At 69.4% G+C, this 16,011-nt stretch carries 14 protein-coding genes and 1 pseudogene; 10 read left to right on the forward strand and 5 right to left on the reverse strand.

The genetic code is table 11. From position 1 onward, the window contains the following. The first annotated feature begins 100 nt into the window (after positions 1–100). From ABZZ74_RS46065 to ABZZ74_RS46075, 3 genes are all read left to right on the forward strand, one after another. Complete coding sequence (locus ABZZ74_RS46065; RefSeq protein WP_356950102.1) at positions 101–4,210, forward strand: beta-ketoacyl synthase N-terminal-like domain-containing protein; 4,110 nt, start codon at positions 101–103, stop codon at positions 4,208–4,210. A 61-nt stretch (positions 4,211–4,271) separates the two neighbouring features. Further along, positions 4,272–5,279, forward strand: a complete 1,008-nt coding sequence (locus ABZZ74_RS46070; protein WP_356950103.1) for an alpha/beta hydrolase-fold protein — start codon at positions 4,272–4,274, stop codon at positions 5,277–5,279. A 130-nt stretch (positions 5,280–5,409) separates the two neighbouring features. Beyond that, entirely contained in the window at positions 5,410–6,684 is a 1,275-nt protein-coding gene (locus ABZZ74_RS46075; protein WP_356950114.1) for a helix-turn-helix domain-containing protein, read from the forward strand. 42 nt (positions 6,685–6,726) lie between these two features. Here the strand turns inward: ABZZ74_RS46075 and ABZZ74_RS46080 are convergent, their stop codons facing one another. Continuing rightward, entirely contained in the window at positions 6,727–7,212 is a 486-nt protein-coding gene (locus tag ABZZ74_RS46080) for a hypothetical protein (protein ID WP_356950104.1), read from the reverse strand. Positions 7,213–7,300: 88 nt separating this feature from the next. Further along, positions 7,301–7,519, reverse strand: coding sequence for a hypothetical protein (locus ABZZ74_RS46085; RefSeq protein ID WP_356950105.1), 219 nt, complete (start codon positions 7,517–7,519; stop codon positions 7,301–7,303). A gap of 304 nt (positions 7,520–7,823) precedes the next feature. Between ABZZ74_RS46085 and ABZZ74_RS46090 the strand changes: the two genes are divergently transcribed. After that, on the forward strand, positions 7,824–8,486 hold the full coding sequence (locus ABZZ74_RS46090) for a Tat pathway signal sequence domain protein (protein WP_356950106.1): 663 nt from the start codon (positions 7,824–7,826) through the stop codon (positions 8,484–8,486). 49 nt (positions 8,487–8,535) lie between these two features. Next, entirely contained in the window at positions 8,536–9,372 is an 837-nt protein-coding gene (locus tag ABZZ74_RS46095; RefSeq protein WP_356950115.1) for a dienelactone hydrolase family protein, read from the forward strand. 133 nt (positions 9,373–9,505) lie between these two features. On the opposite strand, the gene ABZZ74_RS46100 is transcribed toward ABZZ74_RS46095, so the two are convergent. Continuing rightward, a complete protein-coding gene (locus tag ABZZ74_RS46100) occupies positions 9,506–10,003 on the reverse strand; it encodes a hypothetical protein (protein ID WP_356950107.1) in 498 nt (165 codons plus the stop codon). On the opposite strand from ABZZ74_RS46100, the gene ABZZ74_RS46105 reads away from it, so the two are divergent. Together ABZZ74_RS46105 and ABZZ74_RS46110 are read left to right on the forward strand one after the other, a co-directional pair. After that, entirely contained in the window at positions 9,983–10,159 is a 177-nt protein-coding gene (locus ABZZ74_RS46105; protein ID WP_356950108.1) for a hypothetical protein, read from the forward strand. The two genes, ABZZ74_RS46100 and ABZZ74_RS46105, sit on opposite strands and share 21 nt — an antisense overlap. A 354-nt stretch (positions 10,160–10,513) precedes the next feature. Continuing rightward, positions 10,514–10,891, forward strand: a complete 378-nt coding sequence (locus ABZZ74_RS46110; protein ID WP_356950109.1) for a GH32 C-terminal domain-containing protein — start codon at positions 10,514–10,516, stop codon at positions 10,889–10,891. Between the two features lie 283 nt (positions 10,892–11,174). Here ABZZ74_RS46110 and ABZZ74_RS46115 read toward each other — a convergent pair whose 3' ends face one another. Continuing rightward, a complete protein-coding gene (locus ABZZ74_RS46115) occupies positions 11,175–11,999 on the reverse strand; it encodes a substrate-binding domain-containing protein (RefSeq protein WP_356950116.1) in 825 nt (274 codons plus the stop codon). A gap of 66 nt (positions 12,000–12,065) precedes the next feature. Continuing rightward, positions 12,066–12,272: pseudogene (locus ABZZ74_RS46120) on the reverse strand (LacI family DNA-binding transcriptional regulator); the annotation flags it as partial. 467 nt (positions 12,273–12,739) lie between these two features. Between ABZZ74_RS46120 and ABZZ74_RS46125 the strand changes: the two are divergent. Genes ABZZ74_RS46125 through ABZZ74_RS46135 form a run of 3 tightly spaced genes read left to right on the forward strand, consistent with a single transcriptional unit; the run spans position 12,740 to position 15,893 of the window. After that, the gene (locus ABZZ74_RS46125) at positions 12,740–14,050 is read left to right on the forward strand and encodes an extracellular solute-binding protein (protein WP_356950110.1); all 1,311 of its coding nucleotides are present in this window, start codon (positions 12,740–12,742) and stop codon (positions 14,048–14,050) included. After that, the gene (locus ABZZ74_RS46130; RefSeq protein ID WP_356950111.1) at positions 14,050–15,009 is read left to right on the forward strand and encodes a sugar ABC transporter permease; all 960 of its coding nucleotides are present in this window, start codon (positions 14,050–14,052) and stop codon (positions 15,007–15,009) included. Before ABZZ74_RS46125 ends, ABZZ74_RS46130 begins: the two co-directional genes overlap by 1 nt. Beyond that, on the forward strand, positions 15,006–15,893 hold the full coding sequence (locus tag ABZZ74_RS46135; RefSeq protein WP_356950112.1) for a carbohydrate ABC transporter permease: 888 nt from the start codon (positions 15,006–15,008) through the stop codon (positions 15,891–15,893). Before ABZZ74_RS46130 ends, ABZZ74_RS46135 begins: the two co-directional genes overlap by 4 nt. Positions 15,894–16,011: the final 118 nt, after the last annotated feature.

Consider the following 16,011-nt stretch of genomic DNA (forward strand, 5'->3'; position numbering starts at 1 on the left):
CGGTCCGTCGGGCCGGCGAACCGGCTCTTCCTGCCCTGCTCCGCAGGAGCTTCGCTTCCTCCCCGGCCCGAAGGCCGGACTACCCACGAAGGACAGACCGATGAGCGCGATTGCGGACGGCCCGATCGATCTGCGAGGGTTGGTCGTTGAACGGATCGCTTTCTGGGCGGGGTTGCCGGAGGAGGATGTCACCGGGGACCGGCCGTTGGCGGAGCTCGGTCTGTCCTCGCGCGACGCGGTCGCCATCACCGGAGAACTGGCCCACGCAGTGGGCCGGGAGCTGGCCACGACCCTGCTGTGGGAGGCGCCCACCGTCGATGCGTTGGTCACCCTGCTCGGCGGCGCGGTACCCGGCCCGCAGGCACAGCACACCACCCCCGGCGGAGTGCTCGCCCAGGAACCGATCGCCGTGGTCGGAGTCGGCTGCCGACTGCCCGGAGGCGTGCACGGCCCCGATGACTACTGGCGGCTGCTCGTCGAGGGCACCGACGCCGTCACGCAGGTGTCCCCAGGCCGTCGGCGGGACTTCGTGTCCCCGGCGCCGCCGGACGCCAACACGTGGGGCGGCTATCTCGACGACGCCACCCTGACCGGCTTCGACTCCTCCTTCTTCAGGTTTTCCCCGCGTGAGGCCGACGCGATGGATCCTCAGCAGCGCATGCTCCTGGAGGTGACGCAGGAGGCCCTCGACCACGGCGCCGTCCCCGCCGCCCGACTGGCGGGCACCGCCACGGGGGTCTTCGTGGGCATCTCGGCTCAGGACTACGGTCGGCTCACGAGCGCCGACCCCGCGACCGTCGAGGCCTGGGCGACCACCGGGGCTGCTTCCTCGGTCGCCGCCGGCAGGCTCAGCTACGTGTACGACCTGCGCGGCCCCAGTGTGGCCGTCGACACGGCCTGTTCCTCCTCCCTCGTCGCCGTCCATCAGGCCTGCGCCGCCCTGCGCGGCGGTGACTGCGACACAGCGCTCGCCGCCGGCGTCAACGTGCTTCTGACACCCGCCGTCACCGTCGCCTTCGACCGCTCCGGGGCTCTCGCGCCCGACGGCCGGTGCAAGCCGTTCTCCCGGTCGGCCGACGGCATCGGCCGCGCCGAGGGCTGTGCCGTCGTGGTCCTCAGACGTCTGAGCGACGCGCTGCGCGAGGGCGACCGGATCCTCGCCCTCATCACGGCCACCACCGTCAACTCCGACGGTCGGTCCAACGGCCTGACCGCGCCCAGCCCGGCGGCGCAGCGCGCCCTTCTGGAGACCGCCTACGCGAGAGCGGACCGTGACCCCGGGACCGTCGACTACGTCGAGGCGCACGGCACCGGTACGCCGCTCGGCGACCCCATCGAGGCCGGGGCTCTGACCGACGTCCTAGGGCGCGCACGCCACCCGGACCAGCCACTGCTGCTCGGCTCGGTCAAGAGCCAGCTCGGCCACCTGGAAGCGGCCGCAGGGGTGGCGGGACTCGTCAAGACCGTCCTCGCCCTCCACCGCGGTGTCATCCCCGGCTCGCTGCACTGCGACTCGCCGGCCCTGGACGACGAACGGCTGCAAGTGGTCGTCGAATCCGAGCCCTGGCCCCGCTACAGCGGGACGGCGACCGCCGGAGTCTCCGCCTTCGGCTTCAGCGGCACAAACGCGCACGTCGTCCTGGAGGAGTGGCAGCCTCGGACACCTGCGGCATCCGTCCCGCCCGCCGCACAGAGCCCCGGTGTGTTCCAGCTCAGCGACGCGGACGCGGCCCGGGTGCGGGACACCGCCGCCCGGCTCGCCGACTGGCTGGACACAGCTGGCGGGAGCGCCGTGCCGCTCCGGGACGTCGGACGGACCCTGGCCGGGCGCACCGGCCGAGGTCCCGCCCGCGCGGCCGTCGTCGCGCACGATCGCGCGGAACTCGCGGACGCACTGCGTTCACTGGCCGCGGGGCGCCCCCATCCGCGGGTCAGTACCGGCGACCAGGACCGGCTCGGGCCCGGCCCGGTCTGGGTCTTCTCCGGCTACGGCTCCCAGTGGGCCGGCATGGGGCGCCGACTGCTCGCCTGCGAACCGGCGTTCGCCGCGGCCGTGGACAAGCTCGCTCCGGTGCTCGCCGCCGAGTGCGGCGTCGCCCTGCACGAACTGCTCGACAGCTGCACCCCGGACGACCTACAACGTGTGGAGACCGCACAGCCCCTCCTGTACGGCACTCAGCTGGCGCTGGCCGAACTCTGGCGGTTCTACGGCGTCGAACCCGCCGCGGTCATCGGACACTCGATGGGAGAGGTCACGGCGGCAGTCGCCGCCGGGGCGCTCGACCCCGCCGACGGTGCCCGCGTCATCGCCGTACGGTCCCGGCTGCTCGCCACCCTGCGAGGCGGGGCGATGGCGGTGGTGGACCTCACCGACGACGAACTCGACGAGATCGCACCCCGGTTCCCGGGTGTCCACCTCGCCGTGCACACGTCACCCAGGCACAAGACCGTGACCGGTGAGGCACCGGCCGTCTCCCGGCTCGTCGAACACCTCACAGCCCGGGGCCGAACCGCCCGCACCATGCTCGTCCAGGGCGCCGGGCACTCGCCCCAGGTCGAGCCGCTGATGCCCGAACTGGTCGCCCGTCTCAGCGACGTCCGGGGCCGCTCCGACACCGCCGTACGCGTCTACTCGACCGTCCACGACGACCCCACCGGCCCCTGCGACTTCGGCGCCGCCTACTGGGCGGCCAATCTCCGCTCTCCGGTCCGGCTCGCCGGCGCGCTGGCCGCCGCGGCGGCGGACGGGCACACCGCGTTCATCGAGATCTCCCCGCACCCGTTGCTCCTGCACCCGCTCGCCGAGAACCTGCCCGACGCCCTCCACCTGCCCACACTGCGCAGGGGCGAGGACCCCGCCCTCACCTTCCGCGGCCAACTGGCCGCCCTGCACACAGCGGGCCATCGCCTTCCTGCCCGCCTCCTCCACCCGGGCGGCGAGGTCGTCGACGTACCCCTCCCGGCCTGGCGCCACAGCCGCCACTGGTGGACGGCCGAACCGAGCAGCCCGCCCAGTGGACCGCCCGCCGCCGTCCCGCCCCCCGTACCCGTCCCCGTGCCCGGCAACGTGCCTCCCTTGCCGGATCCGGATGCCGGTGAAAGTGAAGCAACCGTCACCGAGCGGCTGATCCGCCATCTCGCCACCATCACCGGCCACCGCCCCGAGCACATCAGCCCCGACATCCCACTCGCAGCACTCGGCCTGGACTCGCTCATGGCCGTCCGACTCCGCGAGGCCGCCGTCCGCGAGTTCGGCGTTCCGCTGGCACTGAGCGACCTGTTGCGGGCCGGTACCGTACAGGCCGCCGCGGACATGATCACTCTCGCTCGGCACGACGACCGATGGACACGCCTTGCGGACCCCATGGCCGCGCCCCGACGGGTCGGCCGAGCTCTGCCGTACCCGCTCCGCGCGCTCCAACCGGTCGGCGACCGCCCGCCCCTGATCCTGGTCCATGCCGCTGGTGGCACTCCCGACGTGTACCGGCCGCTGGCCGGACTTCTGGCTCCAGAGCAGCCGGTGTTCGGGCTGGACCGGGTGGAGGAGGCGGAGACGGTCGCGTCAAAGGCGCGGCTGTACGCGGAGGCGATCCGCGAGGCGTGGCCCGACGGCCGTTACCGGATCGGCGGCTGGTCGTTCGGCGGGTTCGTCGCCCAGGAGGCCGCCCGGCTGCTGGCCGCCGAGCTAGCACCGCCCGACGCGGTGGTGCTCATCGACGCGGTACGTCCGCTGCCCCGGGCGCCCGGGCGGACTGCCTGGGAGGTCGCACGCGAGTACTTCGAGGGATTCACCGCGTACGTCGCCCGTACCTACGGTGCGTGGCTGGATCTGCCGTACGAGGAGCTCGCCGGACTCGACGACCGAGGCCGCATCGAACGGGTGCTGGGGGTGCTCAGCGCGGTCGCGGACGTCCCGGCCGCCGCGCTGCGACACCAGCGTGACTCCTACCTGGACCTGCGGGCCGGTGAGGCGCACACGCCTCGGCCCTACGACGGCCGCGTGATCCTCTACCGGGCCACCGAGCGCGCCCCGCACACGGTGCGCGACCCGGCATACGAGCGCGCGGACGACGACCTCGGCTGGGCGGAACTGTGCCCGGCCCTGGAGGTCGTGCGCATACCGGGACACCACCTGTCGCTGCTCGACCCGCCGCATGCCCATGCCATCGCCGACCACCTGAACCGAGTACTCGGCGAAGACCCGGTCTGAGGATCCGCGGCCGGAACCTCCGGCCTCGTCCCCCCACCCACCCCGCAAGGAGCCGCCCACCATGTCCGACCGCCCGTCCGCTCACCGCCTCGGTGCATCCCGCCGTACCGTCGCCAAGGCAGCCGCCCTCGGAGTCGCGGGGGTGCTGGCGGGGGCCTGGAAGGCTTCGGCCGCCGATGTCACCGTTACTCAACTGGACGCCCGCACCTACGACCTCGGCGTTCCCTCCGCCGCGCTGGGCCGCACCGCGCCCGTGCGGATCATCCTGCCGACCTCCTACGCCGACCAGCCCAACCGGACTTGGCCGGTGCTCTACCTCCTGCATGGCGCGCACGACGACTACACCTCGTGGACCAGGGAAACCGACATCGAGGCGTTCACGGCGAACCGGAACCTCATCGTCGCGATGCCCGACGGCGGTCCCACCGCCATCCCCACGCACTGGCGGACCGGCCCTGACTACGAGACCTTCCAGCTCCAGGAGGTTCCGGCAGTGCTGAGCGCCAACTACCGGGCCTCGGGCGTCCGGGCCGTCGCCGGGGTGTCGACGGGAGGGTACGGGGCGATGGCGCACGCCGCCCGCCATCCGGGAGCGTTCGTGGCCGCCGCGTCGTACAGCGGGATTCCCGACACCATGGTGACGAGGATGCCGTCGATCATCGAGGCGATCGTGGCGCGCGAGAACATCGACCCCATGACACTGTGGGGCGATCCGACCCGCGACGTGGCCATGTGGCAGGACTTCAACCCCCTGGCCCGGGCGAGCGCCCTGCGGGGCACCGCGCTCTACGTCTCCGTGGGAAGCGGCAGCCTCAACAACCCCGTCGCCATCATCCTCGCGTTTATCCAGCTCATCAACGGCAACTTCGACTTCAACGGCGCTCTGCCCGGAGTCCTGGAGAGCCTCGTGGCCCCCTCCACCCAGAGCTTCGTCACCGAGCTCGGCCGCCTGGGCGTCCCGGTCACCCAGCACATCTATCAGGGCGGCGGTCACCAATGGAGCGACTGGAAGCGGGAGTTCGTCACCTCCTGGCCGGTGCTTGCCGCGGCGCTCGGCGTGCCCGCCTGATCCGTGTGTGTTTGTCATGGACGGACAACTTCCCATCCTGCCTTATCACGTGAAGAACAGTTCGGCGGGATCCGGCGGGGGATATCGTCTTCGGTTGTGCCGCCTTGACCGAGCGGTAGGAGCAGCCAAGATGGATCCCTTCGCCGTCGTCCCCCAACGATTGGCGGACTTTCTGCGTCCGCACCTCGACGAGATCACCCAGGAAATCGAACGCGAGGTACAGCTTCAGGTACCCGAATACGCGCGGCCCGCCGACGACGCGTATGTGCGAACCATCAGAGCCGGAGTCAGACGGGCTCTGACGCTTTTCGTGGACCGCATCGCCGCCGTCGACCAGGATCAGGAGCGTGTCGCTCACACCTACCAGGAGATCGGGCGAGGCGAGGCCGGTGAAGGACGTGGCCTGGAAGTGCTGCAGGCCGCGCTCCGGCTCGGCGGGCGGGCCGCGTGGCGGCGCCTGACGAAGGCCGCCGACGAACTCGGGCTGGACTCCGGCGAGGTGGCCGCGCTTGCGGAGGCGGCCTTCACCCATATGCACGAGATCATGCAGGCGGCCACCGAAGGCCACGGCGAGGCGCTCCTGCACAGCACCGGCGAGTTGCAACGCCGCCGCAAACGCCTGATGGACCTGCTGTTCGCCGATCCGCCGGCCTCCGCCGAAGCGGTCGAGGAACTGGCCCGCGCCGCACGCTGGGCCATGCCGCGGCGTGTCGCGGTCATGGCTGTGGACGGAATGGAGCAGGAGAACGACGAAGGGCTGCTGCCCGCCGGAGTGCTGGCCGACATGAGCGCACGCCCGGCTCGCCTGGTCATCCCGGACCCGGACAGGCCTGGCGGGCCACGAAGACACACCCTCGCGCCCGTGCTGCGTGGTCGGCCCACCGCGGTTGGGCCGACCGTCCCGCTGTCCCAGATCGCCGACTCGCTGCGCTGCGCGGCACGGGCTTTGTCGCTGATGCGCCGTGGAATCCTGCCCGGTGACGGCGTGCTCCGGTGCGCCGACCACCTCTCGACGCTGGTGCTGTACGCGGACGAGCCGCTGATCCGGGCACTGTCGGTCCGGGCTCTGGCACCGCTGGCCGGAATCCCCGCACCGCAACGTGACCGGCTGGCGGAGACGTTGCTGGCCTGGTTACAGAGCGAGAGCAGCGTGGGGGTGACCGCCGCGCGGCTGCATGTCCATCCGCAGACCGTGCGGTACAGGATGAGGCAGCTGGAGAAGTTGTTCGGCGAGGCACTGCGGGATGCGGAGGTCCGTTTCGAGTTGGAGATGGCCCTGCGGGCGAACGTGACCTTCGGCCCGTTCCGTGAACGGGGCCGGTCGGGCACTGACCGCGAGCATTCCCGGCCGGCACCGGAATACGTCCGGCCCCCGGCGTCCCCCTTGCGCTCGACGGGCACCTGAGTGTCACGCCCCAGCCTGTTTTCAAGACTTCAGGCGGGCGTCCTACTGCCAGGAGGTGCTCACCGCCTCGGCGATTGTTCGCTGTCTTCGATGTCCGGTGCCGGGGCCGGACAGCCCAGGTGGAGGCGGGAAGAGGACGCCGGTTCGCTGAGGCCGGCCGCGGCGAGTTCCGGGCCGGGGAAGGGAGCCAGAAAGGAAGACGTCAGCCCCCGGAAGGAGGTCCGGCAGGTCGGCGGTCCGGCCGGCGGTGATCCGCCGGTAGATCGCCGAGTACGCCCCGCCGACCACCGTGTCGATCAACTCATCGGCATGGAAGGGGAGTTGGACATCGGGGAGGTCTGTGAAGAAGTCCCGGAAGCGGGCCAGCAGAGTTTCGCGCGCCACGCGTCCCGCGGGCCCGACCGCATCGATCTGCAGGATGGCCGTCGTCGCGCACGCGGGAGCTTCGGCCAGACGGCCGAGCAGCGCGCCGAGCCCGGACCGCACCTGGCCCGGCCAGTCGGAGGCCCTTGAGTGGGCGTGCTCCATGGCGTCGAAGACCAAGGAGGTGCCGCACCGGTGAGCCGCGAGGAAGGCGTCCTCCTTGCCGGCGAAGATCTCCTGGAAGACCGGTGGGTCACGCCCGTGGCCTGGCAGATGTCACTGATGCGAGTCCGGCGTAGCCGACCTCGGCGACGGTGCGCACGAAGCCGTCGAGCAGTCTGTCGCGCTGGTTCGCAGTGACCGCCTCGGGTGAGGTATGGCGTGGGTCGCTTCGCAGCGAGCGCTCGGGGTCGCGTCCGGCACGGATGCCGGGCAGCACCAGCTGAGGCGGCGTCGACGTCCTTGCGGCCATGGCTCGTCCTCTTTCGTCGCGAACTCATGTGGAGTCTATTGACTTGAATACCCGTCAGGTTTACAACTCTCACAGGTTTTCAATTTGCGCGGGCCTGCGGCCGTAGAGCCGCCAGAGCCGACAGGGTCACGCACGCGCAAGACCGCCAGCAAGTGACACTCGCCCCTGGCCTCGGGCCAGGGACGCACATCGGACCAGCAGTTCCCGCAGTCCGGGAACCGCCTTGCCCGGGTCACCGCGTTCACCCCGAGTCGGGGCCGGCGAACCCGCCCTCGCCACCTGCACTCACAGCAGAGGACCCCGCATGCCCAGATTCACAATCCCCGCTCTCGCCGCCACGGCCGCCCTGACGGCCCTCGCCCTCCTCCCGGCCGCTGCCGCCGCGGCGGACAGCGCCGTGCTCACCTACGGAAGCGCCGCCGGAAACGCGGTCTCCGTCGGCGACGTACTCACCGCCTCGCTGGCGAGCGGCACTACAGCCACCCTCGCCACCACCAGCGACGGCACCTCCCGCATCGCCTGCACCGGCTCGACGCTCTCCGCCACGGTGACGTCGAACCCCGCCGCCCCGGGCACCGCCACCGAGTCCGCGACCTCCCAGACCTTCAGCGGCTGCACCAGCAACATCTTCGGCGTCACCGGAGTGCGCAGCATCACCGTCAACGCCCTGCCCTACACCACCTCCGCCGCCTCCGACGGCACGGTCACGGTGACCCCGGCCCCCGGTGGCAGCATCCAGACCACGGTGGTGCTCTCCACCCTGCTGGGCTCCGCCACCTGCGTCTACCAGGCGCCCAGCCTCTCCGCGACGAGCTCCAACGGTGACAACGGCCTGACCTTCACCAACCAGGTCTTCAAGAAGGTCTCCGGCTCGCTGCTGTGCGCGGGCAACGGCTACTTCACGGCCAGCTACGCGCCCGTGGTCGACAGCAGTGTCGCCGATGCCCCGACCGTCTACACCAACTGACAGCACGGCCGAGAGGACTACCGTGAAACTGCTCCGCCCCCGAGCGCTCATGGCGTTTCTTGCGGTCGTGACCTCGATCGCACTCGCCACCCCCGTCCACGCGGCCTTCGGTAACCCCTACCAGCGAGGCCCGGCCCCCACCGAGTCGTCCGTAACCGCCGTCACCGGCCCGTTCGCCGTCTCCTCCGTCACCGTGTCGGCCGGAAGCGGCCCCGGTTTCAACGACGGCACCATCTACTACCCGACCGACACGAGCCAGGGCACCTTCGGCGCCGTCGTCATCATGCCGGGCTTCGTCGCCGTACAAGGCCAGATCGCCTGGTACGGGCCACGGCTGGCTTCCCAGGGCTTCGTGGTGATGACCATGGACAGCAACGCGTTGTGGGACTTCCCGTCCGACCGCAGCAGGCAGCAACTCGCCGCGCTCAACTACCTGACCACGAAAAGCCCGGTCAAAGACAGGATCGACCCGAACAGGCTGGCCCTGATGGGGTGGTCGATGGGCGGCGGCGGCACCCTGGAGAGTGCGGCGGCCAACCCGTCGCTCAAGGCGGCGATCCCCCTGGCCCCCTGGGACATCACGAACCCCGGCGATCAGATCAGCGTGCCCACCATGATCTTCGGAGCCGATGGCGACACCGTCGCCCCCGTCTCCACCTTCACCCGGCCCGCCTACGATGCGCTGACCAACGTCCACGACAAGGCTTTCGTGGAACTCAAGGGCGCCGATCACTTCACTTTCGCAAGCCCCAACACCACGGTCGCCAAGTACAGCATCTCCTGGCTCAAACGCTTTGTGGACAACGACACCCGCTACGACCAGTTCCTCTGCCCGATCCCGAACGACCCCAATACCGTCGCCTTCGAGGGCACTTGCCCCCTGTGACCTGATCGGGAGCGCGGCAGGCGCGGACGGTCCCACGTGGACGGTCCGTGCCTGCCGCGTTTCGATCCGATGGTGGTCGGCAACACCGCGAGAGCTTCCTGCACGCGTTACTGCATGTGCTCGGTGCTGCTTGCTACGGGATGCTGTACGTCCAGAGGTAGTACGGCGAGGGGGTGCCGAGACCTGAGGTGTCGTCGTAACCGCGGCCCGCCTTCAGCAGCCGGTCGTCGCCGAAGGTCACGGTGACGGTCGGGGTGTTTTGGGTCGCCGCAAGGACGCCGGCCGCGCGGGCGCCGTCCCCCTTGGCGGTCAGGTCGGTGAAGGCGGGGCTGCCGACCCGCGCGTAGAGGGCGGGGTTGGCCCAGCCGATGCCTTCTCCGCCCTGGGCCTGGATGGCATCAGCCTGCAGGCCGGCGAAGAGCGGGCAGGCGAGGCTGGTGCCGCCGATGTCGGTCTCGACATACTCGCCGCCCGACAGGAGCAGCTGGCCCGGGCCAAGGAGGCAGCCGAGGCGGCCGAGCAGCGCCTGCGCGAAGAACGCGCACGGCAAGCGGACGTCGACGCCGCGCTGCAGCGAGCGCGCGAACGCACCGAGCAGGCCCGCCAGCGGATGTCCGCCATCGAAGAGCAACTACAGCAGTCGCGCGAGGAGTTCCAGCAAGCCGAGAACGAACAGCAGGAAGCCGAGGAACACAGCCGGTCCGCCGCCGACGCCCTCGCCCAGACCGAGCGGGAGGCACGCGAGGCCACGCAGCACCTACGCCGCATGACCAAAGGCACCACATAGACGCATCAGCAGAGCGCAACGCCCGCCCTTCCCCCCGTTACCTTCTAGACGGCCCCGATCTTGGGGCTCCCGGCCTTCTGGCCCGGCATGACTATGTCCCCCTGTCTCGCCCATGACAATGCCGCCGGTATTGAGGCTAATGTGGGCCTGGATCTGGGAGGCCGGGGACGAGGAGTACGTCGGTGCCCCCAGCACCTGGACCGACAAGGCAGGGTGAGCGGGAATGCTGTCCCTGCCCCGTGAGGTGTCGCCAGGCCCGGACGGCGAGCTGATCCAGCAGCCCGCCCGCGAACTGCTCGCCCTCGCGGCGAACGCCGTATCACCGGCGCGGGCAAGGCGAGCGCCGAACAGCCGGTGGACCTCGGCGAGGTGGCCCGGGCCACCGACCTGATGGCGACCCTGGAGCGCGGGGGACGCCTGCGGCTGCTCACCTCACCGGACGGGACCGAGCACCTCGACATCGTGCACGACCCGGCCACCGGCGAAGTGGTCGTCAACCGCGATCACGCCTCCCTCGACTCCCGCGCCAAGCGCGGCAGCTGGCGGCTGCCGTCCGAGGGATCGACAGCGACCCTGCGGATCCTGCTCGACCATTCGGTCGCAGAGATCTTCACCGCCTCCGAACGTGCGCTCAGCCTGCGCTTCTACCCCTCGGCGACGGTCCGTGGCACGTGGAGATGGGGACCATGGGCATCGGCTCGGCCGCGTACACGGTCGGAGCCTGGGACCTGACCCCGCCCGAACAGGTCGGTGGCCGGTAGGCCGACTCGTGGCACCCGTGTGGGCTGTCCCGCCAGAAGCGGCGGGGCAACCCACGCACCAGCGCACAGTCCGCCACCCGCTCGCGTAGGACGACGTATCAGATTGTCCTCGACGACGGGAACGGCCGCGTCGCCTTCACCACCAGCAACAAGCCCCTCGCGGACAAGGTGTCCGGGAACTACGCCGACAGCATCGTCCGCCCGCTCGGCGCCACCGAGGCAGAGTGCAGAGGCCAATCGCCGGGGGCTCTCGATCAGTGAGGCTCATAGGGCACGGTGCTTTCCCGGACCACGAGAGTGGGCCGGAGCAGGACCTGTTCGGCTTTGGAGGCCGGGTCCTTGAGCCGGTCGAGGAGGAGGCGCATGGTGTGTCGTGCGACGAGTTCCAGCGGTTGGGCGAGGCTGGTCAATCCCGGGTCGACGAAGTGTGCGCCGACGCTGTCGTCGAATCCCACGACGCCGACGTCACGGCCGGCGGCCAGTCCCCGCTCCCGGCACGCTCGGAGCGCACCGATCGCGATGGTGTCGCTGACGCACACGAAGCCTGTTGGTGGCGTCTTCCTGTCGAGGAGTCGGCCGGCGAGTTCCCGGCCCGTGCTGATTTCGTCGGGTCCGCGGGCCGCGAGATCACGGGTGGAGAAGCCGTGTGAACGCATGGCGCGGCGCCAGCCGGACTCCCGGTCGTCCCCGAACCCGCTGGGCCCGTCCCAGCCCAGGTATGCAATGCGCCGGTGACCGCGTTCGGCGAGATGGTCCACGGCCTGCTCCGTACCGGCGGCGCCGTCGACGTCGACCCACCACGTGTCCGACATGGGATGACCCCAGGGGCGCCCAAAGGAGACGAAGGGAATGCCGCGTTCGCGTAGAAAGGTGATACGAGGGTCGTGGTCCTGGGTGGAAGTGATCACGAAGCAGTCGACGGTGTTCGTGCTGAAGATCTCCTGGATGACCTGGATCTCTTCTTCGTCGGTGGCGGCGGGGTGGCAGTAGACCGCGTGGTCGGCTCGGTGTGCCGCTACCGAGAGTTCGTAGAGATAGCTCGCCCATACCCCGCCCGACTGGCGTTCGGTGGTCGGCAACAGGCGAAAGCCCACTGCTCGCGGAGACTGCGTGCGCAGTGAACGCGCGGCCTGGTTGGGTCGATAGCCCAACTCGTCGACCGCTTTGAGGACCCGTCGCAAGGTTGTTGGGCTGAGACGGTCCGGGGAGTTCAAGGCGTAGTGAACGGTCTGCTTGGAGACTCCCACCCGCGCCGCCACCATGGCCATGGTCGGCCTTGGCGACCCGGACGTTCCCTCAGCGGCTGGCCTGCGACCGCGTGGCGGAACCGATGGTTGATCGGTAAAACCCATCCACCCATTCTGATGGGCGGGAAGCGTGGCGGTCAAGGATGTTCGATCCGCCCGCCCGTATCGCCGAGCCGATCAGGCCGCAGGGTCGCGGCGAGCTGTCGTCGAGCGTCCTCCGGGCGGGTAACGGGTATGTCTCGCGCCGCAAAGAGCCAAGTGACCTGGTGCGTAACCAGTAATAGATCAGCGGGCATGCCGGACCCTCTCGATGACGCCCCAGCGCGGGCGGCACTCCGACGGTCGCCATCACGTTCCTGCAGACCTCTTGACTTGCTGCGGCAAACGCCCCTACGGTCCCCGTTTTATCGGTAACACAGAAGTTATATCGACGACACCGAGGGCCCGCGAACCTGCGCCCCCAAGCTCGACCAGGCGCCGTGACGCGGCGAAACGATCAAGGGCTGCTCTACGGCGACGTACCGTCAGCGGAAGGGACGACTGTGTTCAAAGGCAGGAATGTGATCAAGGGGGTGGCTGTCGCCTCGGCTGTGGGCCGCCGCGACCTCCTCAAGGCGGGCATGTTCGCCGGTCTTGGTCTGGCCGCCGCGCCCGCGCTTGCGGCATGCGGCAGCGGCAGCGGCTCCTCGGGGGGACCTGGACTGAAGTGGGCGGGCTGGGACGGGCCGCCCCAGTCGGATGTGTTCCGTCGCTTCTCCGAGAAGATGACCCAGAAACTGGGGGTCGAGGTCACCTACCAGCAGGTTGTGGGTGACTACCTCGCCAAGCTGCTGTCGCAACTGTCGGCCGGCGCTGCTCCCGACGCCTTCTACGTCGGTGACATCTATATGGCCAAGCTGATCGAGACCAAGCAGCTGCTCGACCTCACCGACTACCTGGACAGCGGCCACGCCGCGGTCAAGCTCGATGACTTCCACAAGGGGCTCTACCAGTGGTGCAGGCCTGCGGACGGCAGCCCCGGGCTGTACGGGCTGCCGGTGGACTGCAGTCCGCTGGTGTTCTGGTTCAACAAGGACCTCCTGGCCGAGGCGGGCGTCAGCACCGACCCGGCCGCCCAGTTCGCGGCGGGCACCTGGACCCAGGACGCGCTGACCAACATGCTCGACAAGATCCGCACCACCAAGAAGAAGGGTCTGCTGCTTGGTGGCAGCAACTGGTTCGACTGGTTCGGCTGGATGTCCACCTTCGGCGGGACGCTCTTCGACGAGTCCGGCAAGGCGGTGTTCGACACCGACCCCAAGTCCCAGGACGCCCTCGCGTGGCTGTTCGAGCAGTTGAAGTCGGGAAACATCACCTACTCCGGCACCCTCCCGCAGGGACAGAGCGGTGACGTGCTGTTCTACGCCGGCCAGCTGGCCTGCATCACCTACAGCCGCGTCATCCTGCCGAACGTCAAGAAGCTCAAGTTCGGCTTCGACATCGCCCCCCTGCCCTCCCTGTCCGGCAAGGACGTCATGCCGGTACCGATCAACACGGCGGCGCTGTCGGTCAACGCCAAGTCCAAGAACCAGGCCAAGGCGCTGGAGTTCCTCGGCAACTTTCTGGACGCCGAGGGGCAGAGGTTCCGCCTGTCCGGCGCCGGCAACGCGGTGCCGTCGATCAAGGGCCTGGACGACATCGTCACCGAGGGCCACGTGCCCGCGCACGGCAGCCTGTTCAACGACGTCGCGGCCAAGGGCTACGCCGTCCCCAGCGCGATCGCCGGCAACGCGAAGGTCGCCAACGAGCTCCCGGTGCTGGTGGACAAGATGCTCAAGGCGGGCAACGAGACGCCGAAGTCGTTCAGCGGCAAGGTGGTCAAGCTGATCAACGGGGGGTCCTGATGGCCGTCAGCAGCGCCCGTTCCCGGACCCCGGCGCAGCTGGGGTCCGTGGACCAGACCGTCCACCCAAACCGGCGGAGCCGACGCCGGCGAGGCGGGGACACGGTCGCGGGATACCTGTTCCTGGCGCCCCAGTTGCTGGGGCTGGTGGTGTTCATGGTCGGCCCGTTGCTGTTCGCGCTGGTGCTGGCGTTCTATCACTGGGACGGGTTCGGCACCCGGTCCTTCGCCGGCCTGTCCAACTTCACGGAGATCCTGTCCGACCCGCGCATCCAGCGATCGGCGGTCAACACCGTCTGGTTCACGGTGTTGCAGGTACCGGGACTGATGCTCACGGCATTGTTCTTCGCCCTGCTGATGCAGCGTGCCGGCAAGCTGACCTCGGTGTACCGGCTGGCGTTCTTCGCCCCGGTGATCACCTCTTCGGTCGCGGTCGCGGCGATCTGGCTGTGGCTGTTCAACCCCGACATCAGCCCGGTCAGCAACGCGCTGCGCGGGATCGGTCTGCCCGCGCCGAACTGGCTGCAGGATGCCCGGTTCGTCATCCCGGCCTTCGCGATCGTCGGGATCTGGCAGGGCCTGGGCTACCAGCTGGTGATGTTCATGGCCGGGCTGCAGAGCATCGACCGCTCGTACCTGGAGGCCGCCTTGCTGGACGGCTGTTCGGAGTGGCAGAAGCTGCGGCACGTCACCGTCCCGCTGCTGTCTCCGACCATCCTGTTCCTCTCCATCACCTCGATCATCGGCTCCTTCCAGGTGTTCGACTACATCTACGTCTTCTTCGGCGACGGGGCCCCGGACTCCGCCCGCACCATCGTCTACGAAGTGGTCCAGATCGCCTTCCAACAGTTCAACTTCGGGGAGGCATCGGCTCTCGCCTTCCTCCTGTTCCTGGCCCTGCTCGTAGTCACCGGCTGCCAGCTCGCAGCCCAGAAGAAATGGGTCCACTACACAGAATGAGTACTTTCTCCGACACCACCAGCCGCGCGGTCACGACCGCCAAGGGCACTTCCGGCTCCGGCCGGTCCGCCCGTCACAAGCTGCTGCTGCACGCGGTCCTCCTCGTCGGCGCCATCGGCATGGCACTGCCGTTCGCCTGGATGCTGTTCTCCTCCTTCAAGCCCTTGGGTGAGATCTTCATACAGCCGCCCAGGCTCCTGCCTCAGGACTGGAACCTGCAGGGCTACCGCACCGCACTGGGCGGGGCCGACTTCCTCCGCGGGTTCTGGAACAGCACCTACATCGCCCTGACGGTCACCGCGGTCTCCCTGCTCACCTCGGCGATGGCCGCCTACGCGTTCGCGCGGATCGACTTCCGGGGCCGCCGCTGGCTGTTCATGGTCTTCCTCGCGACCATGATGGTCCCCGGCCAGCTCACGATCATCCCGCTGTACATCATCATGGGCTGGCTGGGCTGGGTGGACACCCACGCCGCAATCATCGTGCCACCCGCACTGTTCAACGCCTTCGGCGTCTTCCTGCTACGTCAGTACATCAAAGGCATCCCCCTGGAGTTGGAGGAAGCCGCCCAGCTTGACGGCGCCGGCCGGGTCCGCAGGTTCGTGACGATCATCCTGCCGCTGCTGCGCACCCCTCTCACAGCGCTGGGGATCTTCACCTTCCTCGGCCAGTGGAACAACTTCTTTACCCCGCTGATCTTCCTCAACAGCTCCGACAAGTTCACGCTGCCGCTGCTGGTCAACCAGTTCATGGGCCAGTACACCTCTGACTGGCCCGCCCTGATGGCCGCCACAACGTTGCTGGCGGCACCGATGCTGATCGTGTTCGCGTTCGCGCAACGCCAGATCGTCGAAGGCATCGCCCTGTCCGGCTCCAAGTCCTGAGCCCGCACGTTCACAAGGCCGGTTCCCCGTTATCTTCTTCGCGGTCCTGCAAGAGGGCCGCTGGCCTCCGGGCCCGGCATGACTGTGTCCCCCTGTCGAGCGGATGACCTGGGGGGTG

Origin of the sequence: Streptomyces sp. NPDC006476, assembly GCF_040612015.1 — a bacterium.
GTDB lineage: Bacteria > Actinomycetota > Actinomycetes > Streptomycetales > Streptomycetaceae > Streptomyces > Streptomyces griseorubiginosus_B.